Here is a 25,740-nt window from a genome sequence, read left to right as displayed (position 1 = left end):
GACAGGATGACAGGCACGATCGCCACGTTACTTCTCCATAGATCCTACGGCGGACTACACCGGAAAGATGGCCGGAACAGGATAAGATCAGTCAACCCGAATGGCGCGATCGGCGAAGGCCGCACCGCCAATTCAGTTGCGCCGAGCGCCGCTGCCGGACGAGCAGCAGCGATGGCGACAAAGCAAGCCGTCGCGGCGAGGACGCCAAGGTGCATCGTGATCTCAAGCCGCTTCGGACACGCGCTGGCCGTCATAGGCCTGCAACGTGTTCTGTAGCATTCGCTGCAAGCCGAAGACCCGCTCGACGAAGGCGGGGGCAGCGGCGCGAGCCTTGCCGCGCAACTCATCATCGACGAACAGCTGCAGCACTGCCGCCGCCAAGCCGTCGGGCGTGTCGTCCGGCACCAGCAGACCGGTGCGGCCCTGGTCCATCGCCTCACCGGAGCCGCCGGCATCGGTCGCCACTACCGGCACGCCCAACGCTTGCGCCTCCAGCAGCACGTTCGGCAGGCCCTCGACTTCGGAGGCGAGCAGCATCGTGTCCATGGCTGCGATCCAGGGCTCGACGGGGCTTTGCCGGCCGGCCAGGGTGATGCGGCCGGCGAGGCCACGAGCGTCGATCCGCGCCTGCAACTCGGCCCGCAGCACGCCGTCGCCGACGATGACGAAACGGCTCTGCGGCAAGCTGGCAGCTACCCGCTCGGCGACGTCCAGCCAGAGATGCGGCCGCTTCGCGGGCGCTAGGCGGAACGTGCCCCCGAGCAGCAGCTGGTTCTCGTCAAGGCCGAGTTGGGCGCGGATTCGTGCCCGCCCGGCTGGCCCGCCGCGGCGCTGGATATTGGCAGCATCGAGGCCATTATAGATGACCTGGATAGTGCCGGTCGGAATGCCCAGCATCTTTTCGTAGTCGCGCGCCCCGGCAATGGAGTTGGCGGTGAACATGACGTCCGACCGTTGGGCCAAAGCCTGATACATGGCCGCGAGATAGGGACGGTAGCGGCGCCGGTCGTTCTCGCCCGCCACGACGTTACGCAAAGAGGTGACGATGCGTGGCACACCGGCGAGCACCGCGGCGACCGAGCCGGTGGTGATGACGCCATCCTGCCAGAGATGCGCAACCTGCGGCCGGTGCCGCCGGAAGCAGTCATAGAGCTTCAGGATGTCGCGGTGCAGCCGCTCCGGAAAGGCGGCGACCAGACGCATCACCTCCCGCATCGCCGGCTCGGCGGCGACGATGCCACGGAACAGCTCGGAGTAGTCGATCGGGTATAGATCCTCGATCTCCAGCCCTTCGGTCTCCGCGACCGTGCGCATGACCGACCGTCCCCGCTCCTCTGCCAAATCCTGACCTACCAGGACGGTCCGGCCGAGGCCCCGTGCTGTCCGGTGCTCGGCCAGCAGCCGGGCCGAGAGCGCCACCTGTCGCTCGGCGCCACCAGCGCCGAGCGAGGAGGTCACCAGCATCACGGCTTCCGCCGGTTGGATCAGCGGCCGTGACGGCGGCCGCAGGATCGCCCGCTCGAACAGCACGTTCGGAAAGACCGGCATCTTGGCACCCGGCTCCACCAGGCGCATCGACAATGAGGCACGGACTGCCAACCGCCGCAGCTCGTCGCTTGCGGTGCCGTCCGTCAGCGCGGCCGAGAGGTGGTTCCAGCCCCGGAAATAGTCACCCGCCGAGGCGAGCCCAAGCGCTGCGATGTTCCGTGCCTGGGGCCGGATGCGCGGGTTCGACATGTCCACTGTCACCCGGCCCACGGCCTCGGTGAAGCGCCGGGCGGCGATCTCGATCATGGCGAGGTCGAGGATGCCGTCCGCACCACGGCGCCGGAAGCTGCGCGCTGCCTCCTCCAGCAAGGCGGCAATGGAATCGTCGCGTTCCAGCTGCCCATAGGCACGGATGGCGCTGGTCCAATGCGCCACCGTTCGGGGCGCGAGCCGCATCGCCGCCTCATAGCAGGTCGCGGCTTTGGCCCAGTCGCGGAAACCGGCATAGACATCGCCGAGCGCGGCATGGCTGTCGGCATTCTCGGGGTTCAGCGCGACCACCGCCTGCGCCGCTTCGATGATCCGGGCGCGTGGTGCCGCGGCCGAGCGCAACAGCCGCATCTCCATCTGGATGAGACCGGCATCGTCAGGCAGTTTCTGCTTCACCCGCTCGATGAAATGCAGCGCATCCTCGGTCAGGCCGAGAGATTCCATGGTGCGGGCGATGCGCCGGGCGCTGGCGGACTGGCCGTCCCAGAGTTCTTCTGCCTGACGCAGCACGCCCTGGGCCGCCTTGTAGGAGTCCTGCCGTGCGACATGCACGGCCTGCAGCGTCAGCGTGGTGCAGCTCGGCGGCCACCGGCGCATATGCTCCTCGCACAGCGCCAAATGCTCGCCGGGCGAGGCAGCAGCCAGCCGCGCCTCCAGCAACCGCTCCGCCGCCCGGACGTCGTTCGGATGGTGCTCGAGATGCGTCGTCAGCAGGCTGACCGCATCGCTATAGGCCCGGCGTTCCAACGCATTGCGGCCAAGGAACAAAAGAGGCTTGTGCTGCCGCCCTTCCTCTTCATGCGTCAGCCGCAGCCAGAGGAGCCGGGCGCGGTGCTTCTCGCCCAGACCCTCATAGGCGCGGGCCAGGGCCGCGGTCAGGTCGCAGCTCCCATCGCCGCCCTGGGCGAGGGATTCGAGAAGGTGGACCGCATCCTTGTAGCGGCCCGACTTCACCAGCCAGAGCCCTTCGCTCAGCATGGCGCCGCGCACTGCGGGGTCAACCGCCACCACCTGGTCACTGGGCATCACGCCACTCCGATGATGCTTGCGTCACGCTCAAGGGTGAGCGGGGCCAGACCCTTGGTTGGCACCCGGTCGATGAAGGTCTTGAACCAAAGTTCCAAGCACAACAGGGGCCAGATCAGGCGACCGGTCGGCTCGCCATGCTCGAAACATTGCTCAACCAGCTGGTCAACATAGGCCAGGTTGTAAAGCCCACGGTTCCGAAACGCAGAACTGGCGAAGGTATCTCGAGCGAAGCCATGCAGCGGGCCACGCAACCAGGCATCGATCGGTACGCTTTTGGCCCCCGCCGGGGCCGGGGCCGCAAGCTGCCGGCGAACCGCCTGGGACCTCGAGACGCACCACTCCACGACCTCGCGTCTCAGGAAGGGCACGAGTACGGGCGCCGGTCGCCCGCGGCTCGCCTGCCAGGCTGCCGCGGCTTCGCGTGCCGCGAGGCGCCGTGCGAAATCCACCCGAAACGCAGCATCGACCGCCGCCTCGGTCGGAACCGTCTCCAGCCCAGTGCCGAGTTCGTCCGCCACGGCGAAAGCCAGGGTATGCAGCAGGCCGGGGCCGGACAGATTGAGGCGCTCGGCCTCGGTGAAGTAGCCGGCAGCGAGTTGAACCAGATCACGTGCCATCACCGCGCCACCATGAAAGCCACCGCCACGAAAGGCGCCTGGATTGCTCCGCAACTGCTCCAGCATGCCGGCGAATTGGGCATAATCCGGCCGGGACAGCACCAGTTCATCCCCACCGCTGTCGAGGCCAACCGTCTGCTGCGCCAGTGCTGGAGAGGACAGGATGGCATGCCGGATGGGCAGCAGCGGATCCGCCGCCGGCTCGCCCGTCTCCCACAGCCAAGCTGGCGCGGCGGCGAGGGCTGCCGGCCCGACCAGTACGGCCCCACCCCGGATCGCCACGGCTTCGCCATCCTCCGGCCCCTGGACCCGATAGCTCGGGCGCAAGAGACTGGCACCATCGACAGCGGCTGCGAGCAGCGGTCCGGCATGATCGCCGAACAGCAGCATGGCATCCGGCACCTGATCGCCGGCGCAAGCCTCGGCCAGCCGCGACCGGAGCGCCTTGCCTGCGGCGGTATTGGCTGGGCGGCCGTTGGTCCGTGCCGGGCTGCGCCGCCGCGGCTCCGCTGCTGCCTCCGGCAGCGACCAGTAGCGGCGGAGAACCGGCTGGGCATTGGGCACCAGTTCCAGGCAGCAACCGGCTTCGAGGGTGGCAATGCCTTCGAAGGCGGTCATGTCGGGGGGCAGGTAGCCGAAGGCCAGCAGATGCGCGAGCACATCGGGATTGGCACGCCGCCGCAGGCCGCGCCAGGTCACCAGCCCGGGCAGGGAGGAACTGAAGGCGAAGGCGCCCCCCGCCTGGGCGTAATAGAAGGGAATATGGCCAAGCGGGTCCCGGGCACAGAATAGGGTTCCCGCAGCGGCGTCGCGGAGGGCAAAGGAGAAGCTGCCCTCCAACTGCCCCGGCACGGCTTGGCCCCAACTCCGCCATGCCGCGAGGATCAAGCCGGCATCGCCGGATTCGTCCGGCACCGGCCCGAGCCGGGAGGTGAGCGCGGCGCGGTTGGTCAGCGCTCCTTCGCAGGCGACCAGGAGGTCGCCCTCTGCCGCAACCGAGCTGGCTTGGCCGAGAGCCGTGAGAATGGCGGCCCCTCCCTGGAGGCTGCGCCCCGGCATCGACAGGGCTGGAAACGCTGCCAATGTCGCGCGTATGGCAGCGGCAGTCTCGGCCACGCTCATCCCGCGGCCGCCGACCCAACCCACTACGCCTTGCATGGGCCCGTATCCGCCCTTGCCGCGATCAGGCCGCGACAGGCTGCCGGTTCAGCATCCCGCTGAGGATGTTGATGGCCTGCAGATTGCCCGGCTCGATCTCCACCGCCTTCATGGCCGCCGCCACGCCCGCCTCGTAATCCTTGGCGCCACGGCAGGCGACGGCCAGTTTGATCCAATGACGCGGTTCCATCGGCTCGATTTCAGTGAGCTGGCGGTAAACGGCGATAGCTTCGCGATGGTTGCGGTTTGCAGAATGCAGCTTGGCCAGGGTTCGCAATGCCTCGACATGGGTGGGATTGATCGCCAGAATCTTTTGGCCGAGTTGCATCTGCGCCGTCTGATCCTCGGCGGCTTCACGCATTTGCTTCACAGTTGCTGAAACGATCTTATGGCGGATCCGCTCGACGACCGGGTTAAACGGCTCGACCAATGCGATCGCGTTCGCCTTCTCGGTTGCCGCATCGTAGTCGCCAGTGTCGAAGTCCTCACGCATAGCCTTCGACAGGCGACGAATGCTCGAGGCGATCAGGTCGGCGAATTCCGCACGCTCATCGTCCGACAAACGCCGGAACATCTTTAGCGCCTTGGCAATTTCCTTGCCGCGCAAGGCACAACGGACCGCACGCAACAGCGCCTCATGTCCGCCTTCTGTCATCTCCGACAGCTTCGACCACGCATCGGTCGCAGCCGAATAGTCAACTTTCTTCTCCAGCACTGCAGCTAGTTCACGGATCAAACGGGCATTCTCTTCGTCCAATGCCAGCCCGTTGCGGAAAGCCTGCACGCTGCCTTCGAAATCACCCTTGTCAGCCAGCTCACGGCCTTCTGCGAGATAAGGCGCGACCGCGGCGCGCAGGCCCAAATAAGCTTGCTTGTTGTCAGGATCGAGCAGCCGTATGGCCCGGCAGGCAGCAACGGCGGCCGCCCCATGGCCTGAATCCTGCGCGTTCCGGGTTTTTTCCGTCAGGACACGAAGCAAGCTGGATACCAAGGCCGGGTCGCGAGCCCCGGCGAAACCGGCCGCCTGGGCCGCAGCGATCACTGCAGCCGCCTCCTCGGGATGACCTGAGGAAATCAGCGCAGGCACGCTCGCCATGGCCAGGGCCGGATCAGTGGGGGCCAGTATCCGCAGCACCGCGGAAAGTTCAGGCATGTGGCGCAGCTTGGTCAAGGCTTCGGCCTTCACGCTCAGCGCAGTGGTATTAACCGGCTCCAGCGTTAAGGCAGCGTCCGCCATGCTGACCGCATCTGCGTAGTTCTTCAGTTTCAACTCGCAGCGCGCGGCCTCGATCAGCGGCCCCGCCTCATCCGGGCGAAGCGCTGCAACCTTCTTCCAGGCCAGCACTGCATCCGCATGTTGCTTGGCCTTCGTAATAGCTTTGGCGGCGGCGATTAGCGCTTTAATGTTGTCAGGGGCCTGCGCCAGCAGTTCATTCGACAGTCGGACAGCGTCCGCCATCCTGCCAATACGCTGTAAGACCTTAACCAAGACGACCTTGGCATCCGTTGCATCCGGGTCGCGCTGCAGCGCTGCCCGCAAATGCTCCTCAGCCTTTTCATTCTCAACCCGGTGAAAGGCGATAGCGCCGAACAAAGCATGCGCCTCGGCTGTGTCAAGCACGCCGGGATTCTGCACCAAAAGGGCCTCTACCTCATCGAACTGTCCACGGGCCAAGCTCTTTTTGGCACGGCCTATCAACGATTGAAAGTCTTTGGCATCCATCGGACTATGGTCCTTCGCTATATAAAGATCGTCTTTCACGGGCAGCCTCAGCACCTGAGCATCGGCTGCACCTTCGCCATTACCAATCGCCGCCAAAGACGTTCCAATTCCCATTTTCTTAGGTTTTACGGCAAGTCTGTTGCAGAATTCGTCGAACAAATAACTGCCATAAACCCCTTTATATTTTTCGGCATAATGATTGACGTCGCGCCCAGCTTCCGCCAATGCGCGGGTGCGACCAAACGCCACCACCTGCGCGGTCGGGTCGACAAAATCGTAGCCTGCCTCCGTGCAGATTTCCCGCATCCAGTTGCAAAGCTGGCGGCGAGAGCCAAGTCGCGCCCCGTCGAGCGCGTCGACATCGATATGGCACGAGAAGAGAGCAGGTGCGGGAAGCCGCGCGTTGATCTCTGCCAAATCCCGCTCGAGTTCGGCGCGTGTCGTCATACGAACATAGGCTTCCGACAACACCCGACGCTGGCCAGGCGTTGTTTGGGCGAAAAAGGGATGCGCCTCGAGCGCGGCACGACGCGCTTCCCTCTCATGCTCCAGCCTGCGTTTGTTGAAGATCTCGACCAGCGGGCGCAGCCCGGACAGGGCGCGCTCCATATGATTCGTCTGCAGCAACCACTCGCCGCAGTGGATCTCCTTCATGGTCGAGATCTCGACGATGAACATGTCCGGATCGTCGAGGACGTCGCGCGCGGTCTTCTCCGGACCGGCGATAAACGGGGCGAGATCGTCAGGAATCTGCCGCCCGTCCAGCAGGCATTCAATCTGCTGCAGCGCTTCCTTCGAGGTATGTACAAAGCCATATACCCGGCGATTGGCCCGCTTCAGTGGGCGCTTCTTCGTCGCAGCGAAGATCGGGTCGGCGATACGGCACGTACCAATCGTAGTGACCACGAGGGAGCGGCTCGCACTCATCACCCAACACCTCCTCTTCCAGTCAAATCCAAACCTACTGACAGAATTGTGAGGGCGTCAACGCAGGCCGTTCTGTATTAGAACCGTATGTTGAACTTCACCCACGGGCGAAATAAGCCCGAGCCTCGCTATACCCCGTAATACTCGCGGAACCAGGCGACGAACCGCGCCACACCGACCGAGACCGGCGTGCTCGGCTTGAACCCTGTCAGCGCCTCCAGCAGGGTCGCATCGGCCCAGGTACGCGGCACGTCGCCCGGCTGGATATCCATGTAATTCCGCTGGATCGGGCGGCCGAGGCTGCGCTCGATCTCCTCAATGAAGGGCATGAGGCCGACCGGCTGGCCATTGCCGATATTCACCATCCGATAAGGCGCGACCGGCGAGAGGCTGTCGAACTCGCCGGCCGGCTGGCCGGTAACCGGCACCGCATCGACGAGCCGGATGATCGCCTCCACCAGGTCGTCGATATAGGTGAAGTCGCGCTCCATCCTGCCATGGCCGTAGACGTCGATCGGCTTCCCCTCGAGCGCGGCGCGGGTGAACTTGAACAGCGCCATGTCCGGCCGGCCCCAGGGACCGTAGACGGTGAAGAAGCGGAATGCGGTGATCGGCTGCTGCCACAGATGCGCATAGGAATGCGCGATGAGCTCGGTCGACTTCTTCGTCGCCGCATAGATGGTCAGCGGCGTGTCGGCCTTGTCGTTCTCACGGAACGGCATCTCGACATTCGCGCCATAGGCCGAGGAGGTCGAGGCCATGAGGAAATGCCGCACCGGGCTCCGCCGGCAAAGCTCCAGCAGGTTGAAGGTGCCTACGACATTCGCCGCGATATAGGTCTCCGGGTGTTCCAGCGAGTAGCGCACGCCGGCCTGGGCGGCGAGGTGGATCACCACCTCCGGCCGCTCCTCCTCCATCACCCGGCCGATGGCCGCCATATCGGCAATGTCGACCACATGCGCGCGGAAGGCATTGGTGGAGGAGAGCATGCCATGCCGCCTCTCCTTCAGGGTCACGTCGTAATAGGGGACCATCGCATCGACGCCGGCCACCTGATGCCCGGCGGCGAGCAGCCGCTGGCTGACATGGAACCCGATGAAGCCGGCCGAACCGGTAACAAGGACTTTCACCAGCTGCGACTCCCGCTCAGGCCTTCACCACATTCGCACCCGACACGCCGTGCCGGGCGCAGACATTGCGCGTATCCACCACCAGCTTCGCCGCCCCCACCATGCCTTCATAGTCCAGCCCGTCATGGTCGGTGGCGATGAGGACGGCATCGTATTCGGCAATGCTTGCCAGATTCCAAGCAATGGAGCGGCGACCGGCGAGCGAGGGATGTTCGCGCGTGCGCATCACCTCCGGGATGTAGGGGTCGTGGTAATCAACATGCGCGCCGCGCCCCTCCATCATTTCCATGAGCCGGAGCGAGGGGCTTTCGCGTAGATCGCCGACATTCTTTTTGTAGGCCATCCCAAGCAGAAGCACGCGCGCCCGGCTCAACCCGCGACCCAGCCGCTGGTCGAGGGCGAGCGCCAGCCGCTCCACCACCCAATGCGGCATGCGCGTGTTCACCTCGCCTGCCAGCTCGATGAAGCGCGTGTTGATCTCGAATTCCCGCGCCTTCCAGGTCAGGTAGAAGGGGTCGATCGGGATACAGTGGCCGCCGAGGCCGGGGCCCGGATAGAAGGGCATGAAGCCGAAGGGCTTGGTCTTCGCCGCATCGATGACTTCCCAGACATCGATGCCCATCGCGTCGTAGATGACCTTCAACTCGTTCACCAGCGCGATGTTCACCGCGCGGAAGATGTTCTCGGTCAGCTTTACCGCCTCGGCGGTGGCGGAGGAGGAAACGGGAATCGCCTGCGCAACGATCGAGGCATAGAACAGCCGCGCCAGTTCCAGCGCCTCAGGCCCCTCGCCGCCGACCACCTTCGGAATGGCAGCGGTGCTGTATTGCGGGTTGCCCGGATCCTCGCGCTCCGGCGAATAGGCGAGGAAGAAATCACTGCCGGAGCGCAGCCCGCCAGCTTCCAGGATCGGCGCCATGAGCTGCGCGGTGGTGCCGGGATAGGTAGTGGATTCCAGCACGATCAGCTGGCCGCGACGCAGCCGCGCGGCGATCGCCCGCGTGGTCTCCTCGACATAGGAGAGATCGGGCTCGCGGTAGCGGTTCAGCGGCGTCGGCACGCAGATCAGGATCAGGTCGCATTCGGCCAGCCGGTCGAAATCGACGGTGGCCGAGAAGCGCCCCGTCGCCCCCATCGCCGCGACGGTCTCGGCGGTGATGTGGCGGATATAGGTCTCGCCGCGGTTCAGCGTCTCGACCTTCGTCGTATCCACATCGAGGCCCAGGACCGGGTAGCCGCGCTCGACGATGGCCTGGGCCAGCGGCAGGCCGACATAGCCGAGGCCGATGATGCCGATGGTTGCGATATGCGTCTCGATCCGGATTCGCAACGCAAGGAATGCGTCGCTCCCGGTCTCGAGTCCGCTATCATCGCAGGTGCCAAGGTCCATCGCGCCCATTCCCCGAGGGGTTCAAACTTCCGCGATTTGCAGATTGGTCGGCGTTATCCGCCTTCGGTTCCCCGACTGCAAGCACGGCGTTCACCAGAGCGCCCAGAAATATAAATGACAGATTAACTCAACACCAAGTTTAGCCTGGGCGTCATCCGAGCAGCACATCCCGGGCCTGGTTGATCCGTGCGGCCAACCAATCGCTGCCGCCATGATCGGGATGCACGTTCCGCATCAGCCGTCGGTGCGCGTTGCGGATCTCCTCTGGCCCGGCACTCTCGTCCAGGCCGAGCACGGCCAGGGCCTCGGCGCGGCTCATGGGCCCGCCGGAACTCTCCGGCTGCGCTCCCGTCTCGCGCCAGTCGGGATGGCTGCGGTCAAGCCAAGCTTCCAGCAGGGGGACACTGTCCGGATCGGCGCCGCGGCAATCGGCCAGCAGGTCCAGCAGTTCGGGCAACCCAAGCTCTCCCAGCTCCCGCCCCGTCTGCGCCCCGCGCAGCACCCGCCCGGTCATCAGCCCGGTCGCATGGTCAAGCCGCATCGCGAGGGTCGCGGTCTCGACCGTGCTCGCTGCATCCCCGGTGGGCCGGCCGAAGCGCCGGGCCGCAAGCCAGCCCTGCACCCGCCGCCACACCAGCGGTGCCACCAGGGTCAGGGCCCAGATCGCCTGCGGCCCGCGCCCGCTCGCCAGCAGCAGCACGGCCAAGCCAGCACCGATCAGGCCAAGCAGCCAGAGCCCGGCCTTGCGGATCGCGGCCGGCGAGGCGGTGGCGAAGGCGCGCAGCAGCCAGAGGCCGAGGGCCAGCCCGCCCAGACCGAGCGCCAGATAGGCCATGCCGGTCAGCCTCCCCGGGGGGCCGGCAGCTGCCCGGCGATGCGCCGCGCTGCCTCCCCCGGCAGGCGGGCCAGCGCCGCCCCGCCGCCTGCGGCATAGACCGCGACGGCCCGGAGCAATTCCCGCAGCGTGCCGGCGCTGGCGGCGTCGAAGGGCGCATAGGCGCCGCCCGAGAGCTTGGCGAGCTGCCGGAAGGCCTCGGCGGTGCGCGGATCGCCGCCCTCATGGAAGGCGAAGACCGGGGTGCCGTGCAGGCCAAGCTGCCCCGCCCGATGACAGAGCGGGTCGAGCGGCTCCTCCACCGCATCACCGATCAGCACCAGCGCATGCACCCGGTCGCGCCAGGTCTCGGCCAGGACATGGTCCAGCACCCGCCCGATCTGGGTCTGCCCACCCAGACACTGCACGCCGGTCATCCGTCGGGTCAGCTCGGCGGCATCGGTCAGGAAAGGTGTCGCGGCGAATTCCTGGAAGCCGCGGAAATAGGCCAGCTGCACCGCCAGCCCGCCGAGTTCGCGCGTCGCCGCGAACATCTCGCCCTGCAACTGGCAGGCGCGGTCCCAGCTCGGCTGGCGGGAGGCAGTGGCGTCGATGGCGAAGGTCAGCCGGCCGCGGCGGCCACTCGCCGGCCGGGCCGGCAGGCTTTCGACCTTGCGGAGGAAGTCGGCGACAGCGGTGGAACCCGGTTTCGCGGGCAGCTTGGTCATGCGGGGGAGATGGGCGGGCGATGGCCCGGCCACCAGGGGCGGCGGATTCGTCGCGATTGCGTAAAAATGCGCCCCGGCCGCGCGGCAGCATGCGACAACCGGCGACCGATTTATGGGAGGCACGGGATGCGAAGGCTCCGCAGGCTGGGTGTGCCGGGTGCGCTGGTGGCGCTGCTCGGGGGCGGGGTTGCGCTGGCGCAGACCAAGCCGCCGCCGCTGGGCGCGCCGGCGCCCCAGGCGGGCGGCAAATTCGCGCCGCCCTCTGCCCCTATCCCTGCTCCGGCACCCGCCGCCCCGCAGGTCGACAAATTCGCCACCACGCCGCCCCCGGTCGCCACCCCGGCACCGCCGCCGGTCGCGGCCGATAAATTCGGCGCCCAGCCCCCGGCTGCCGCCGCGCCCGCCCCGGCGCCGACCCCGCCGGCCGTGGCCCCTGCCCCATCCGTGCCGGCGAATGAGCCACCGGCGCTGGGCCAGTTGCGGGCCCTGCTCGGGCCTGGCGTGACGCTGACCTATGCGAGCGCGACTGATACGGCCGGCGCGATCCGGCTCCAGGATGCGGTGTTGCAGCAGCCGGACGGCCAGCGCATCACGGCGCAGCAACTCCTGCTGCGGCAGCCACGGGCGGATGGCATCACGGGCGCCGAGGCTCAGGGCCTGACCCTGACCGACAAGGACGGAACCGTCACTGCCATCGCCCGGATGGAGCTGCGCGACTTCGCGGTGCAGCGGCCAGCACCGGGCACCGAATTGCGGCCGGACCAGATGAGCCTCGGCTTCCTGCGGCTGGAGAGCCTGGCCGTGCAGGGCAGCCGGCCGGTAGCGGTCGGCGATGTCACCCTGCAGAACTACCGCGCCGGCCAGGCCGGGCAGTTCAGCCTCGGTGCGCTGGATGTGCTGGTGCCGGAAGGCGGCGGGGTGGTGGACCGGGTGAAGATCGGCCGCATCGCGGTCGAGGGCGTGGACCTGGCCGGAACCCTGGCGGCGCTGGCCGCCAAGGGCAGCCCGCCGCCGCCTCGGGGCGCCTATGCTGCGGCGGTCGAGGGCGTGACCCTGACCCAGGGCGATGTGCCAGTCGGCTCGCTCGGTGCCTTCCGGATGACCGGGGCCCCGGCCCAGGGCGGGAGCGGACCGGATACCGGGCGGGTGACCCTGGAAGCGCTTCGGGTGGAGCCCTCCCCGACGATCGCCCCCTGGCTGCAGCGGCTGGGCTACCAGGCGCTGACCGGCGACCTGTCCGCCGAGACGCGCTTCGACACCACCGCCGGGCGGCTGGAGCTGGTCGGGCTGCTGCTCGGCATTCGGGATGCGGGCGCCTTGGGCCTGTCGGTCACCCTGGAAGGCGTGGCACCCGAGGGTGCGCCGCAGGACCGCTTCCAGGGGGCGCGGCTGGCCGGCTTCGCGCTGCGCTATCTCGACCAGTCGCTGCTCGGGCGGCTGGCCGCGGCCGAGGCGCGGGACAGCCGGCGACCCGAGCGGCAGGTGCGGGATGGCTGGGCCAGCCAGGCGGCGGGGGCGATGGGTGGCGGGGTCGGCGCCGTGGCGCCGGTCCTGGCCGCGGTGCAGCGCCTGCTGCGCGGCCAGGCGCAGGAGGTGACGATCACCGTCAAGCCGCCGAAGCCGATCCCGGTGAACGACTTGGCCGGCGCCGCCATGGGCGGCCCGGAGGAGGTGCAGCGGGCGCTCGGGATCACGGCGACCGCAAGGTAGGCCGGTCGCCGCGGCGTCCTCCGGCTTTGGAACAGGAAGGAGCCGCATAATCGATAGACGCAGCATGTCGTCTGGCTTGGTGGCAGCGGCGGCATTGTCCCTGCTGCCCTCGCCGGGCCGCGCCCAGGCCGGGATACCCGTCAAGGCGCGAAACGTGGTCCTGGTGCATGGGCTGTTCGCCGACGGGTCGAGCTGGGCCAAGGTGATCCCTCGGCTGCAGGCGCGGGGGCTGAACGTCACCTCGGTCGAGAACCCGCTGAACAGCCTCCCGGATGCGGTGGCGTCCTGCGAACGGGTCCTGGCGCGGCAGGATGGGCCGACGGTCCTCGCCGGTCACTCCTTCTCCGGCATGATCGTCACCGAGGCCGGGATGCACCCCAATGTCTCGGCGCTCGTCTATGTCGCCGCCCGGGCACCCGATGCGGGCGAGGATTACGGCGCGCTGGCCCAGCGCTTCCCAACCCCGCCGGCCTCGGCGGGCATTGTCTTCGACGGCGATGAGGGGCGGCTCAACGAGGCCGCCTTCCTGCGCAACTTCGCCGGCGACCTGCCCGAGACGGAGGCGCGCGTCCTCTACGCGGTGCAGCAGCCCTTCCAGAGGGGCCTGCTCGCCGGGCGGACCGCCCAGGCGGCCTGGCGCTCGAAGCCGAGCTTCTATGCGGTCTCGACCGAGGACAGGACGATCAACCCCGACCTGCAGCGGTTCATGGCCAGGCGGATGCTGGCGAGCACCATCGAACTGCGGTCCAGCCATGTGTCGCTGGTCTCGCATCCGGAGGAGATCAGCGGGCTCATCCTCAAGGCGGCCGGCCAGGAGGGGTGATTTAGACGTGTCCTAGCCGGCCTCCGTCCGCAACCCGTTCGCCTGATGCACCGCCAGCGCCGTCATGTTGACGATGCCGCGGGCGGTGACGCTGGCGACCAGCACATGCACCGGCTGCTTCATGCCCAGCAGCATGGGGCCGAGCTGAAGTCCATCAGCGGCGGCCTTCACCAGGTTGAAGCTGATATTCGCCGAATCGAGGTTCGGGAAGACCAGCAGGTTGGCGGTGTCCGACAGGGCGGAATCGGGCACGGCGCGGGCGCGGATGGCGGGGACCAGCGCCGCATCGGCATGCATCTCGCCATCCACCTCGAGGCCCGGGGCACGGCTGCGGATCAGCGCCAGGGCCTGGCGCATCACCCGGGCGGTGGGGGCATTGGAAGCGCCGAAGGAGGAATGGCTGAGCAGCGCCACCTTCGGGGTGATGCCGAAGGCCTCCACCTGCTCGGCGGCGAGATGCGTCATCTCGGCCACCTGCTCGGGCGTCGGCTCGACCAGCAGATGGGTATCGACGAAGAAGAGCGTCACGCCGGAGACGATGACGGCCGAGAGGGCATAGACCCGCGCCGCATCGGGCCGCTTGCCGATGATGGAATAGGCGTCGTGCCACTGGTCCATCCAATTGCCGCTGCCGCCGATCAGCGCCGCATCCACCTGCCCCGCCGCCAGCAGCATGGCGGCGGCGACATTCGGGTCGGTGCGGAGGCGCCGGGCAGCGGCCTCGGGCGGGATGCCCCGGCGGCCGACCTTGGCCTGGTAGCGGGCGAGCAGCGGGGCGAAGACGGGCTCGTCGCCATCGGGGTCGAGGACGCGGACGGATTCGGAGAAATCCATCCGGAGGCCCATGGCGCGGGCCTTATCCTCGATCACGGCGCGGCGGCCGATCAGCACCGGCTCGGCGATGCCGTCATCCAGCACGGTCTGCACGGCGCGCAGCACCCGCTCATCCTCGCCCTCGGCATAGGCGACGCGGCGGGGGCTGCCCTTCGCCGCCTCGAACATCGGCCGCATCAGGTTGCCGGAGCGGAAGACGAAGCGTTCCAGCTCGCGGCGATAGGCGCGGAAATCGGCGATGGGGCGGCGGGCGACGCCGCTCTCCATGGCGGCGCGGGCGACGGCCGGCGCGACTTCCAGGATCAGCCGGGGGTCGAAGGGCTTCGGGATGATGTAGTCGGGGCCGAAAACCGGCGCTTGGCCGCCATAGGCCGCGGCCACGACCTCGCTCGCCTCGACCCGGGCCAGGGCGGCGATGGCATCCGCCGCGGCGACCTTCATCGCCTCATTGATGGTGGTGGCGCCGACATCGAGCGCGCCGCGGAAGATGAAGGGGAAGCAGAGGACGTTGTTGACCTGGTTCGGATAATCGGTCCGGCCGGTGGCCACGATCGCATCCGGCCGGGCGGCACGGACGGCCTCGGGCAGGATCTCCGGCTCGGGATTGGCCAGCGCCAGGACCAGCGGCTTCGGCCCGAGCTTCGAGAGCCATTCGGCCTTCAACACCCGCGGGGCGGAGAGGCCGAGGAAGACATCGGCGCCGTCCAGCACCTCCTCCAGCCGACGGGCATCGGTCTTCCGGGCATAGCGGGCCTTGAACGGGTCCATCTGCTCGGCCCGGCCCTCATAGACCACGCCGGCGATGTCGCAGACGGTGATGTTCTCCCGCTTCAGCCCCATCGCCACCAGCAGGTCGAGGCAGGCCAGCGCCGCCGCGCCGCCGCCGGTATTCACCAGCTTCACCTCCTCGATCCGCTTGCCCTGCAGCAGCAGGCCGTTGCGGACGGCGGCGGCGACGATGATGGCGGTGCCGTGCTGGTCGTCATGGAAGACCGGGATGCGCATGCGCTCGCGCAGCCGGCTTTCCACCTCGAAGCATTCGGGGGCCTTGATGTCCTCGAGGTTGATGGCGCCGAAGGAGGGCTCGAGGGCCGCGATGACCTCGATCAGCCTCGATGGGTCGCGTTCATCGACCTCGATATCGATCGAATCGATGCCGGCGAATTTCTTGAAGAGGACGGCCTTGCCCTCCATCACCGGCTTCGAGGCAAGTGCCCCGATCGCGCCGAGGCCGAGGACGGCGGTGCCGTTCGAGATGACGGCGACCATGTTGCCGCGGGTGGTGTAGTCCCAGGCGGCATCCGGATTGGCGGCGATCTCCTCGCAGGCGGCGGCGACACCCGGGGAATAGGCCAGGCCGAGATCGCGCTGGGTCGCCATGCGCTTGGTCGGCTCGATGGCCAGCTTTCCGGGCCGCGGATGGCGATGGTAGTCGAGCGCGGCCTTGCGGAAATCCTCGTCCATTCTGGTCCCCTTCCGCCATCGCCCCCGAGGGGGCCAGTTTGCCTGGCGTCCTGGCGCAGCACTATCATGCCCCGCATCGATCCTGCGAGACGAGGCCGTGCATGTCCCTGCTGGACCAGATCAAGTCGGGCTTCGCGCTCGGCGTTCCGGCGTCACGAGACGTGTTGGAGAGAATCCGGGCCGGGGTGCTGGTCCATCGGACCCGGGCACGCTTCCTCCCCGTGCTGGTCACCGGCCTCTACCGGACTTCCCCGGACGGGTTCAGCAATGCCCGGGTGCGGATGACCGGGGATTTCGGGCTGAGCCCGCTCGACCTGTTCAAGGCGACAGTGCGGGACCATCGTGTGGTGGATTTCCAGGTCTTCCAGGGCAGCGGCGGCCGCGCCTTCCACGACTTCGTCTATTTCTTCCTGGGCGAGCCGGAGGACTGGCAGATCGGGGCGCAGAATTTCGGCGGCAGCGGGGATGCGGCGATGATCCGGGTGCGCGGCGCCGACCTGCTGGCCGATCCCGGGCGGCGCATCTTCTACCGGCGTGGATTGTTCTGGGAGGCGGACCGGGCCGTGATCGTGAAGGGCGGCTATGAGGGCCCGGCGAAGGTGGAGCTGCCCCAGGGCTTCACGGCGCCGCTGATCTGACGGGCGAGAGATGGTGCGGTCGAGAAGATTCGAACTTCCACAGGGTTTCCCCCACCAGCACCTCAAGCTGGCGCGTCTACCATTCCGCCACGACCGCAAACCGGGGCGAGGCGGGGCGTATAGACGATGAATGCGCCGGTCGCAACAGGGCATCCGCAATGGGAGATCGCCGAAGGGCTGACCCCCTATGAGGCGGCGCTGGCCCGGATGGAAAGCCGGGTCGCCGCCATCCGCGCCGGCACGGCGGAGGAGTTGGTCTGGCTGGTCGAGCACCCGCCGACCTATACCGCCGGAACCTCCGCGACACCGGAGGGGCTGGTCGATCCGCGCTTCCCGGTCTTCCGTGCCGGGCGGGGCGGGCAATGGACCTATCACGGGCCAGGCCAGCGGACGGCCTATGTCATGCTCGACCTGGCCGAGCGCGGGCGGGACATCCGGGCCTATGTCCACAACCTCGAGGAATGGCTGATCCGCACCCTCTGGCGCTTCAATGTCCGGGGCGAGCGACGGGAAGGCCGGGTCGGCATCTGGGTCGAGGACCGGGCGCGCGGGACGGAGGACAAGATCGCTGCCCTCGGCGTGCGGGTGACGCGCTGGGTGAGCTGGCATGGCGTCGCCCTGAACGTCGATCCCGACCTCAGCCATTTCGGCGGCATCATTCCCTGCGGGATCAGCCAGCATGGGGTCACCAGCCTGCACCGCCTGGGCATGACGGCGACGATGGAGGAGGTGGATGCGGCGCTGATGGCCTGCTGGGGCGAGGTCTTCGGCTAATCGTCATCCGGAGCCGGAGGCGGCTGGTGCTGGTGCAGCACCTCCAGCCGCCGTTGCAGCCGGGTGATCTGGCGCCGCAGCTCGGTATTCTCCCGCATCGACTGCCGCAGCCGGGACTGCGCCGCGGCCAGGGCTTCATGGGCGGACGGGTCGGTGACCCGCGATGGCGACCGCCGGGGCGGCGGCGGGGCCAGCACCTGATCCCAGCTCAGGCCGAGGCGGGTGATGAGCCGATGCGCCGCAAGGCCCGCGGCGGCTCGCTCGCCCGCCTGGTCGGAGCCGAGCAGGGCCAGGATCCGCGTCAGCTTCGCCGCATCGGATGACCGCATCCCCTCTCCCCGCACCGGAGCAGAGGGGACGCCGAGGCCCGGGCCCTGGTTGCGTCAGGCCTCGATCTTCAGCAGCCGCGCCGCCGTCTCGCCCAGCACCCCTGCCTTCTGCCGGTCGTTGAGCGAGCCGCAGGCCATGACATGGTCCACCGGCTTCAGCGCCCAGGGATAGGGGTAGTCGCTGCCGAGGACGATCTGTGAGGCCCCGACCTGCGCCTGAAGGTGGCGGATCGCCTCCGGCGTGAAGACCAGCGAATCGAAGAAGATCTGCTTCAGGTATTCGGTCGGCTTCTTCTTCAGCCGGATATTCGCATCGCACCCCGCCGGCCCGACCAGGCAGGCATGGTCCGAACGGTCGGCATAGGAGGCGAGATAGCCGCCACCATGCGCGGCGATGATCTTGAGGCCGGGGAAGCGGTCCAGCGTGCCCTCGAAGATCAGGTGCGAGAGGGCGATGGTGGTGTCCAGCGGGTTGCCGATGGCATTGCCCAGCCAGCCATTGCCCGAGAGGCGCCGGTTCAGCTCCGGCACGCCCTGGGGATGGATGAAAAGGACGGCGCCGAGTTCCTCGGCCTTGGCCCAGACGGGGTGGAAGGCGGGGTCGGAGAATTCCCGCCCGCCGACCGAGCCGCCGATCGCAGCGCCCTTCAGCCCCTGGCGGCGCATCGCCGTCTCCAGCTCCTGCACCGCCAGCTGCGGGTCCTGCAGGGTCAGCGAGGCGAAGCCGGCGAAGCGGTCCTTATGGGCAGCGCAGAACTCGGCCATCTTCTCGTTGTTGATCTTGACGATCTGGGCGGCCTGGTCGCGGTTTCGGCCATACCAGAAGGGATTGACCGACAGCACCTCCATATCGACCCGCTGGGCATCCATCGCCGCCAGACGCTTGTCGAGCTCGATGAAGCCCTCCTCGGCGCCGCGGACGGGGGGTGTCAGGACATTCGCCTGGTCGCCGAGCAACGGCACCACCTCGCGGAAGACGCAATGGGCGTGGACGTCGATCACCTTCACCCGGCGGCCGCCGACCGAGACGGCCTGGCGCCGCTGGACCTGCGCCTCGGCGCCCCGGCCATGCAACAGGCCGCAGCCGCAAAAGGCGATGCCGCCGGCCAGGATGGACCTGCGTGTGGTCATGGCCACTTCCTCCCCTCTCGTCGGAGGAGAGGCTGGCCGCTTCGACGCCCCGGCGCCAGCCGGATTCGATGCTGCGGCGCGAGAGGCCGGGAGGAGCGGCGGGTTAGTTCTGCGCCCGTGCCGGCCGGCGCCGGTTCGGCGCCGGGGCCTGCCGAGGCGGCCTGGATGCCGGCTCGGCCGTGCCCGGCGTGGACGGCATGAGATTGGCCGGCGCTGCATTGCGGCCGAGCCGTCGCCGCGCCTGCTCGTCCCAGGCACGGACATCCGACCAGACATCGCCGGGCTCCACCTGCAAGGGCGGCATTCCAGTGCGCGACGGGGCCGAGGCGGGTTGGGCGAAAGCCGCCATGCCCAGCACCAGGGCCGGGCCGAGGACCCACCATCCTCTTGCCATGCTCGATCCTTCCTGGCTGACCGGTGGCGATTCAGCCGAAGCCGCCGGCCACCGCAAGGGGGCTTATCCGGCCGGTCGGGTGCCGCACCAATCGGCGATGAAGGCGGCGATCGCCAGCGTCGTCTGCTTCAGGTGGTCGAGGTCGGTGCGCTCGTCGAAAGCATGCGCCCCCTCCCCCTTCGGCCCGTAGCAAAGGCCGGGGATGCCAAAATAAAGGCCGTAGAAGCGGGTGTCGTTCACCGCTGTGGTGATGCGCGCCGGCATCTCGGCGCCGAAGACCTGGGCATGGGCGCGGGCCAGCACCGCCTCCGCCTCGGTGCCCGGCACCAGCACATAGCCATCGGCAAGGAAGCCGTGCCATTCGACCGAGGGCGGGTTGTTGACGAGGAAATTATCGCCCCGCGCCGCCTCGGCGACGCAGCGCTCGACGCCGCGCTGCACCTCAGCCACATCGGCGCCGGGGAGCAGGCCGATGCGGCAATCGACCTCGCACCAGGCGGGGGTGGAACTGGCCCAGTCGCCGCCGCGGATGATGCCCGGGTTGAATTTCAGCGGGCTCTCGATGCCGTTGTACCATTCGTGGTGACGCGCCGCCTCGTTCAGCGTGGCCGTATGGGCCTGCAAGGCCTGGATCAGATGGTAGGCGGAGAGGATGGCGTTGCTGCCGCTCTGCGCGACCGCGACATGCACTGGGATGCCGCGCACCTTGATGCGGAACCAGAGGGTGCCGGTATGGGCGCGGGTGATGGTGCCGCCGGTCGGCTCGGGCACCAGCGCGGCCTCGGCGCGGTAGCCGCGGAGCAGGGTCGCCAGCGCGCCGTTGCCGGTGCTCTCCTCCTCGGTGACGGTCTGGAGATGGACATCGGCGGCGGGTTCGAGCCCGGCCGACTTCAGCGCGTCCATGGCGAAGACCATAGCGGCGACGCCGGACTTCATGTCATGCGCGCCGCGGCCGTACATCCAGCCATCCTTGATTGTGGCGCTGTAGGGCGGGTAGGTCCACATCTCGGTGGGGCCTTCGGGCACCACATCGATATGGCCCTGGAGGATCAGGCTGCGGCCGGTGGGCTTGTCGGCGCGATGGGTGGCGACGACCTGAACGGAGCGGGCGGGATCGGCCTCGACCATCGGGCTGGCCTTGGGGTGGCTGGCCAGCGGGACGTCGGCCAGGGTGAAGCGGTCCACCGCATAGCCGCGGGTGGCGAGCTGGCGGGCCATCCAGTCCTGCAGCGGCGCCTCGTTGCCGCGGGTGCTCGGGAAGCGGACGAGATCGGCGAGGAAGCCGGTCTCCTTCTCGAAATTCGCATCCACCGCGGCGGCGAGGCGGGCGAGCAGGGCGGCATCGGGCATGCGGGCAACTCCGTCTGGGCTGCACCGCAGCATGCGCCGGCCCGCGCCGATGCGCTACTGCACGGGCTTCGCGTAGAGCGCCGTGGTGTGGTTCACCGGGCTCGGGTCATAGGTGACCTTATCCCGCCGGCCGGCCCAGACATTGCGGAGGAAGATGATCGGCAGGACACCCTTGTCGTCCAGCAGCGCCTGGGCAGCCTGCTGGGTCAGGATCTCCCGCCGCTCCGGGTCCATGGTGGTCAGCGCTTCGGCCAGGGGCGCGTCCATGGCGGGGTTGGAGTAGCGCTGGCGGTTGAAGGGGCCGTGGCCGAGGTCCGGGTTTCGCGTCATCGCCACCTGGCGCATGGGGTTGATGGTCAGGTAGCTGCTGAAATAGGTCATGAAGAGGGAGAATTCGCGGTTGGTGGCGCGGGTGAAGAGCGTCGCCGGCGGCAGCGTCTCGACCGAAGTCTCGATGCCGATGCGGGTGAAGGACTGGGCGAGGGCCTGCAGCAGCCCGTCATCGCCCGGGAAAAAGCCGTTCGGCCCGTGGATGGTCAGCCGGAAGCCCTGCGGATAGCCAGCCTCGGCCAGCAGCGCACGGGCGCGGGCCGGCTCATGCGGCAGGGGCGGCAGGTTGGGCAAGCGATGCGCGGCGATGGGGGCGGCGAACTGGTCCGCGGCGCGGGCCTGGCCGTGATAGAGCCGCTCCGCAATCGCCTCGCGCGGGATGGCGAGCGAGAGCGCCTCCCGCACCCGCCGGTCGGCGAGCGGGTTGCGCGGCAGCGGCTTGCCCTGGCGGTCGAGGGCGTGGGGCGTCGTCTCCCGCATCGCATCCGGGGCGAGGTAGACGAAGGTCACGCTGTCCACGCTGAAGAGCGAGAAGCGCGGGTCCCGCTCCAGCCGCGGCATGTCCTGCATGGGAACATAGTCGATCAGGTCCACCTCGCCGGTCAGCAGTGCGGCCATGCGGGAGCCACCCTGCGGGATGTAGCGGAAGGTCACGCGGTCCCAGGGCTCGGCCGGGCCCCAGTATTCCGGGTTGCGCGTCACCTCCAGCCGCTCATTCGGCAGCCAGGCGGCGTAGCGGTAGGGGCCGGTGCCGATGGCCAGCCGGCCGCTGTTGAAATCGGCCGTGGCCGGGTTCGGGCCATGGACCTTGCGGGAGAGGATGACCGGCGCCGCCAGGTCGATCGGCATCAGCGGGTTCGGCTCCCGCGTGCGGAAGATGACGGTCTGCGGGTCCTTGATCTCGACCGCGCTGATGGTCCTCACCGCCGGGGTGAAGAGGGCCGGGCTGTTCGGCACGGTGGGCACGCGGGCGAAGGTATAGGCGATGTCCTCCGCCTCGAAGGGTGTGCCGTCATGGAAGCGGACACCGGGGCGGAGCTTCACCTCCCAGGTCAGCGGGTCGATCAGGCGGAGGCTTTCGGCCAGGCGCGGCTGCGGGCGGGCCTGGTTGTCGAGCTCGAAGAGCGCCTCGAAGATCTGGCGCAGCACCATGTTGTTGTTGGTGGTGTTGTGGAAATGCGGGTCGAGCGCGCTGGGCGGCGTCTGCGCCGCGATCACCAGGTTGCGCTGCGCCGCCGCAGGCGCGGCAAGGCACAGAGCCAGCGCCGCCGCCATGAAGCCATGGTACATGGAAGCCTCCCGTCAGGCCGGTCTGTCGCCGGCTGCGACGGGAAGCCTCGGCCGCGGGCCAAGCCCGCGTCAAGCAAACTCCGCCCGGTCAACGAATGGGCGGCGCGTATTGCAGCCCGCCCTTGTTCCAGAGGGCATTGATGCCGCGCGGGATGCCGAGCGGGGTGATGTTCCGCTCCCAGGTCTCGCCGAGATTGCCGACCTGCCGGATGATCTTCACCGCCCAGTCGTTCTCGATCCCCATGGCCTTGCCGAATTCCCCGGTGCGGCCGAGCAGCCGCTGCACATCCGGATTCGGGCTGCTGGCGAAGCTGTCGATGTTCTGGCTGGTGATGCCGAGCTCCTCGGCCGAGACCATGGCGAAATGCGACCAGCGCACGACGTCGAAGAAGCGCCAGTCGCCCTTGCGCACCACAGCACCCAGCGGCTCCTTCGAGATGATCTCGGGCAGCAGCAGGTAGTCCTCGCCGGCCGCGCCCTGGCTGGCGCGGAAGGAGGCAAGCGAGGAGGCATCGTTGGTATAAGCGTCGCAGCGGCCGTTGACGAAGGCGGTGCGAATCTCCTCCACCTGCTCGATGATCACCGGGGTGAAGCGCAGGTTGTTGGCGCGGAACCAGTCGGCCAGGTTCAGCTCGGTCGTCGTGCCGGGCTGCACGCAGACGGTCGCGCCGTCGAGCTGCTTGGCGGAGGTGACGCCGGAGGACTTCTTCACCATGAAGCCCTGGCCATCGTAGAAATTGATGCTGGCGAAGGCGAGGCCGAGCTGCGCCTCCCGTCCCAGGCTCCAGGTCGTGTTGCGGATGAGGACATCGACCTCGCCCGATTGCAGGGCGGTAAAGCGCACCTGGGTGGTGGTGGGGACGAAGCGTACCTTGTTGGCATCGCCGAGGATCGCGGCAGCGATGGCACGGCAGGCATCGACATCGAGGCCGCGGAAGGTGCCGCGGTTATCCGGCACGGCGAAGCCGATGGCATTGATCGAGACGCCGCAGACAAGCTGCCCCCGGGCCTTGATGGCGGCCAGCGTATCGGCCGAGGGCTGGGCCTGTGCCCCGGACAGGGCGGCGAGGCCCAGGCCGAGGCCGAGAAGCAGCTTGCGAATCATGGTCAGTCCCCCCGTTGCGGTGGGGGAAGCTTCACCGCGGAGCGGGACAGGGCGCAAGGCGTTTCAGGGGCGGGGCGCTACTCCCACTCGATCGTCCCCGGCGGCTTCGAGGTGATGTCGTAGGTCACCCGGTTGATGCCGCGCACCTCATTGACGATGCGGCTGGCGACGCGGGTGAGGAAGCCCATGTCGAAGGGATAGACATCGGCGGTCATGCCATCGGTGCTGGTGACGGCGCGGAGCGCGCAGACGCTCTCATAGGTGCGGCCATCGCCCATGACGCCAACACTCTTCACCGGCAACAGCACAGTGAAGGCCTGCCAGATGGCGTCGTAGAGCCCGGCCAGTCGGATCTCCTCGAGGAAGATGGTGTCGGCCTGGCGGAGGATGTCGGCCCGCTCCCGCGTCACCTCGCCGGGGATGCGGATGGCGAGGCCGGGCCCAGGGAAGGGGTGGCGGCCGATGATCGCCTCCGGCATGCCGAGCTCGCGGCCGAGCGCCCGAACCTCGTCCTTGAACAGCTCGCGCAGCGGCTCGACGAGCTTCATGCGCATATGGGCGGGCAGGCCGCCGACATTGTGGTGGCTCTTGATGGTGACGGAGGGGCCGCCGGTCGCCGAGACGCTCTCGATCACATCAGGATAGAGCGTGCCCTGGGCGAGGAAATCGGCGCCACCGATCTTATGCTGCTCCTCCTCGAAGACCTCGATGAATAGCCGGCCGATGATTTTCCGCTTCTGCTCCGGGTCGGTCACGCCGGCGAGCTGGGCAAGGAAGAGGTCACTGGCGTCGCGGTGGACCAGCTTGATGTTGAAGCGGTCGCGGAAGGTGCTCACCACCTGCTCCGACTCGCCGGCCCGCATCAGGCCGTGGTCGACATAGATGCAGGTGAGCTGGTCGCCGATCGCCTCATGCAGCAGCACCGCCGCCACGCTGGAATCGACGCCGCCGGAGAGGCCGCAGATCACTCGCCCCTCGCCCACCTGGGCCCGGATGCGGGCGATGGCCTCGGCGCGGAAGGCGCCCATGGTCCAGTCGCCATGGCAGCCGCAGACGAGGTTGGTGAAATTGCGCAGCAAGGCGGCGCCATGCGGGGTGTGCACGACCTCCGGGTGGAACATGGTGCCGTAGAAATGGCGCTGGTCATTGGCGATGAGGGCGAAGGGCGCGCCCTCGCTGGCGGCGACGACGCGGAAACCCTCCGGCAGGCGGGTGATGCGGTCGCCATGGCTCATCCAGACCTGCTCGCGTGAGCCCTTGGCCCAAAGCCCTTGGGTGATGGCGCATTCGGCCGTGACCTCGATGAAGGCACGGCCGAATTCGCGGTGATGGCCGCTCTCGACCTGTCCGCCGAGCTGGTGCGCCATGGCCTGCTGGCCGTAACAGATGCCCATCACAGGCAGGCCCATCTCGAAGACTGCCTGGGGAGCGCGGGGGCTCTCGCCCTCGGTCACGCTGGCCGGGCCGCCGGAGAGGATGATGCCGCGCGGGGCGAAATCCCGGATCCGGTCCTCGGTGGCGGTGAAGGGCCAGATCTCGCAATAGACCCCGGCCTCCCGCAGGCGGCGCGCGATGAGCTGCGTCACCTGGCTGCCGAAATCGAGGATGAGGATGCGGTCGTGCCGGACCGCCGAAGCGAGGGGGTCTTCCATGGCGCCTATCAGCACAAGGCGCTGCCGAGAGCAAGCGGAGCTTACGCTTCCGAAGCGGGTGCGGTCGCCAGCAACAGGGCCTCGATCGGGTCCCAGGAGAAGGCGATCTGCTCCATACCCTGGCCGGCGAAGCGAATCGCCTCCCGCGCCACGGGCCGGCCGCCCAGCCGTTGGTAGAACCAGCGGGTCGGGTTGTCCTTCAGCACCCAGAGCATGGCGGAGCGGCAGCCGATAGCGGCCAGATGCGCCGCCATGGCCCGCATCAGGCGGCGGCCGACGCCGCGGTCGCGGTAGTCGTCCAGCAGATAGAGGGTCTCCACCTCGCCCTGGCCGAAGGCCGGGCGGCGCGACCGGCCGCCGGAGACGAAGCCGATGACGGTGCCGCCTTCCTCGGTCGCGCCAGGGGGCGCATCCGCCCCTTTCGCCACTGCGACGAAGACGGCATGGCCCTGGCGGCGGTCGCTGATCGCCGCCTCATAGCCGGCGGCGTGGCGCAGCACAGAGAGGTTGGACAGGTAGGCATCCGGCAGGACGCCCGCATAGGCGGTGCGCCAGGTGGCGACGTGGACGGCGCCGATGGCGGCGGCGTCGGTGGGCCGGGCACGGCGAATGCAAATCATGCGGCGCGCTTCCCTCCCCCTC

At 68.3% G+C, this 25,740-nt stretch carries 20 protein-coding genes, 1 tRNA gene and 1 pseudogene; 4 read left to right on the top strand and 18 right to left on the bottom strand.

The features are described from left to right. Window positions 1-222: 222 nt before the first annotated feature. From JMJ55_RS26090 to JMJ55_RS26060, 8 genes and pseudogenes are all read right to left on the bottom strand, one after another. On the bottom strand, window positions 223-2,784 hold the full coding sequence (locus tag JMJ55_RS26090; RefSeq protein ID WP_202828548.1) for a glycosyltransferase: 2,562 nt from the start codon (window positions 2,782-2,784) through the stop codon (window positions 223-225). After that, a complete protein-coding gene (locus JMJ55_RS26085; protein ID WP_236034065.1) occupies window positions 2,784-4,103 on the bottom strand; it encodes an asparagine synthase C-terminal domain-containing protein in 1,320 nt (439 codons plus the stop codon). Before JMJ55_RS26085 ends, JMJ55_RS26090 begins: the two co-directional genes overlap by 1 nt. Window positions 4,104-4,115: 12 nt before the next feature. Further along, window positions 4,116-4,463 (bottom strand): annotated as a pseudogene (locus tag JMJ55_RS32165) (hypothetical protein); the annotation flags it as partial. A gap of 124 nt (window positions 4,464-4,587) precedes the next feature. Continuing rightward, a complete protein-coding gene (locus JMJ55_RS26080; protein ID WP_202828546.1) occupies window positions 4,588-7,212 on the bottom strand; it encodes a tetratricopeptide repeat protein in 2,625 nt (874 codons plus the stop codon). A gap of 128 nt (window positions 7,213-7,340) precedes the next feature. Continuing rightward, complete coding sequence (locus JMJ55_RS26075) at window positions 7,341-8,342, bottom strand: NAD-dependent epimerase/dehydratase family protein (RefSeq protein WP_202828545.1); 1,002 nt, start codon at window positions 8,340-8,342, stop codon at window positions 7,341-7,343. A gap of 16 nt (window positions 8,343-8,358) precedes the next feature. Beyond that, window positions 8,359-9,732, bottom strand: coding sequence for a nucleotide sugar dehydrogenase (locus JMJ55_RS26070; RefSeq protein WP_202828544.1), 1,374 nt, complete (start codon window positions 9,730-9,732; stop codon window positions 8,359-8,361). Between the two features lie 151 nt (window positions 9,733-9,883). Then, on the bottom strand, window positions 9,884-10,567 hold the full coding sequence (locus tag JMJ55_RS26065) for a J domain-containing protein (protein ID WP_202828543.1): 684 nt from the start codon (window positions 10,565-10,567) through the stop codon (window positions 9,884-9,886). 5 nt (window positions 10,568-10,572) lie between these two features. After that, window positions 10,573-11,274 carry a vWA domain-containing protein gene (locus JMJ55_RS26060; RefSeq protein ID WP_202828542.1) on the bottom strand — a complete coding sequence of 234 codons (702 nt, stop codon included), beginning with the start codon at window positions 11,272-11,274 and terminating at the stop codon, window positions 10,573-10,575. A 126-nt stretch (window positions 11,275-11,400) separates the two neighbouring features. Here JMJ55_RS26060 and JMJ55_RS31760 point away from each other — a divergent pair, with 126 nt between their 5' ends. Together JMJ55_RS31760 and JMJ55_RS26050 are read left to right on the top strand one after the other, a co-directional pair. Further along, a complete protein-coding gene (locus tag JMJ55_RS31760; protein WP_202828541.1) occupies window positions 11,401-12,984 on the top strand; it encodes a hypothetical protein in 1,584 nt (527 codons plus the stop codon). Window positions 12,985-13,048: 64 nt separating this feature from the next. Beyond that, the gene (locus tag JMJ55_RS26050) at window positions 13,049-13,807 is read left to right on the top strand and encodes an alpha/beta fold hydrolase (RefSeq protein WP_202828540.1); all 759 of its coding nucleotides are present in this window, start codon (window positions 13,049-13,051) and stop codon (window positions 13,805-13,807) included. 12 nt (window positions 13,808-13,819) lie between these two features. On the opposite strand, the gene JMJ55_RS26045 is transcribed toward JMJ55_RS26050, so the two are convergent. Continuing rightward, the gene (locus JMJ55_RS26045) at window positions 13,820-16,105 is read right to left on the bottom strand and encodes an NADP-dependent malic enzyme (protein WP_202828539.1); all 2,286 of its coding nucleotides are present in this window, start codon (window positions 16,103-16,105) and stop codon (window positions 13,820-13,822) included. A 101-nt stretch (window positions 16,106-16,206) separates the two neighbouring features. Between JMJ55_RS26045 and JMJ55_RS26040 the strand changes: the two genes are divergently transcribed. Continuing rightward, on the top strand, window positions 16,207-16,743 hold the full coding sequence (locus JMJ55_RS26040; RefSeq protein ID WP_202828538.1) for a hypothetical protein: 537 nt from the start codon (window positions 16,207-16,209) through the stop codon (window positions 16,741-16,743). Between the two features lie 11 nt (window positions 16,744-16,754). Here JMJ55_RS26040 and JMJ55_RS26035 read toward each other — a convergent pair. Continuing rightward, window positions 16,755-16,840 (bottom strand) — tRNA-Leu (locus tag JMJ55_RS26035). Window positions 16,841-16,869: 29 nt separating this feature from the next. Between JMJ55_RS26035 and lipB the strand changes: the two genes are divergently transcribed. Further along, a complete protein-coding gene (lipB, locus tag JMJ55_RS26030; protein ID WP_202828537.1) occupies window positions 16,870-17,517 on the top strand; it encodes a lipoyl(octanoyl) transferase LipB in 648 nt (215 codons plus the stop codon). Here lipB and JMJ55_RS26025 read toward each other — a convergent pair. The 8 genes from JMJ55_RS26025 to JMJ55_RS25990 all read right to left on the bottom strand — a co-directional run bounded on the left by JMJ55_RS26025 (window position 17,514) and on the right by JMJ55_RS25990 (window position 25,718). Next, on the bottom strand, window positions 17,514-17,846 hold the full coding sequence (locus JMJ55_RS26025; RefSeq protein ID WP_202828536.1) for a hypothetical protein: 333 nt from the start codon (window positions 17,844-17,846) through the stop codon (window positions 17,514-17,516). The two genes, lipB and JMJ55_RS26025, sit on opposite strands and share 4 nt — an antisense overlap. Before the next feature lie 54 nt (window positions 17,847-17,900). Further along, window positions 17,901-18,977 (bottom strand): amidohydrolase family protein, encoded by a 1,077-nt coding sequence (locus JMJ55_RS26020; protein WP_202828535.1) that lies wholly within the window; start codon window positions 18,975-18,977, stop codon window positions 17,901-17,903. A 103-nt stretch (window positions 18,978-19,080) separates the two neighbouring features. After that, window positions 19,081-19,371 carry a hypothetical protein gene (locus tag JMJ55_RS26015; protein WP_202828534.1) on the bottom strand — a complete coding sequence of 97 codons (291 nt, stop codon included), beginning with the start codon at window positions 19,369-19,371 and terminating at the stop codon, window positions 19,081-19,083. A gap of 63 nt (window positions 19,372-19,434) precedes the next feature. Beyond that, on the bottom strand, window positions 19,435-20,721 hold the full coding sequence (locus JMJ55_RS26010; protein WP_202828533.1) for an ArgE/DapE family deacylase: 1,287 nt from the start codon (window positions 20,719-20,721) through the stop codon (window positions 19,435-19,437). A gap of 54 nt (window positions 20,722-20,775) precedes the next feature. Continuing rightward, complete coding sequence (locus JMJ55_RS26005; protein WP_202828532.1) at window positions 20,776-22,341, bottom strand: ABC transporter substrate-binding protein; 1,566 nt, start codon at window positions 22,339-22,341, stop codon at window positions 20,776-20,778. Window positions 22,342-22,429: 88 nt separating this feature from the next. Continuing rightward, on the bottom strand, window positions 22,430-23,446 hold the full coding sequence (locus tag JMJ55_RS26000) for an amino acid ABC transporter substrate-binding protein (protein WP_202828531.1): 1,017 nt from the start codon (window positions 23,444-23,446) through the stop codon (window positions 22,430-22,432). A gap of 77 nt (window positions 23,447-23,523) precedes the next feature. Further along, window positions 23,524-25,098, bottom strand: a complete 1,575-nt coding sequence (gene guaA / locus JMJ55_RS25995; protein ID WP_202828530.1) for a glutamine-hydrolyzing GMP synthase — start codon at window positions 25,096-25,098, stop codon at window positions 23,524-23,526. A gap of 41 nt (window positions 25,099-25,139) precedes the next feature. After that, the gene (locus tag JMJ55_RS25990) at window positions 25,140-25,718 is read right to left on the bottom strand and encodes a GNAT family N-acetyltransferase (protein ID WP_202828529.1); all 579 of its coding nucleotides are present in this window, start codon (window positions 25,716-25,718) and stop codon (window positions 25,140-25,142) included. Window positions 25,719-25,740 lie beyond the last annotated feature (22 nt).

The organism is Belnapia mucosa (assembly GCF_016775475.1).
GTDB classification, from domain to species: domain Bacteria; phylum Pseudomonadota; class Alphaproteobacteria; order Acetobacterales; family Acetobacteraceae; genus Belnapia; species Belnapia mucosa.
This window is presented reverse-complemented; position numbering and strand designations above follow the sequence as displayed.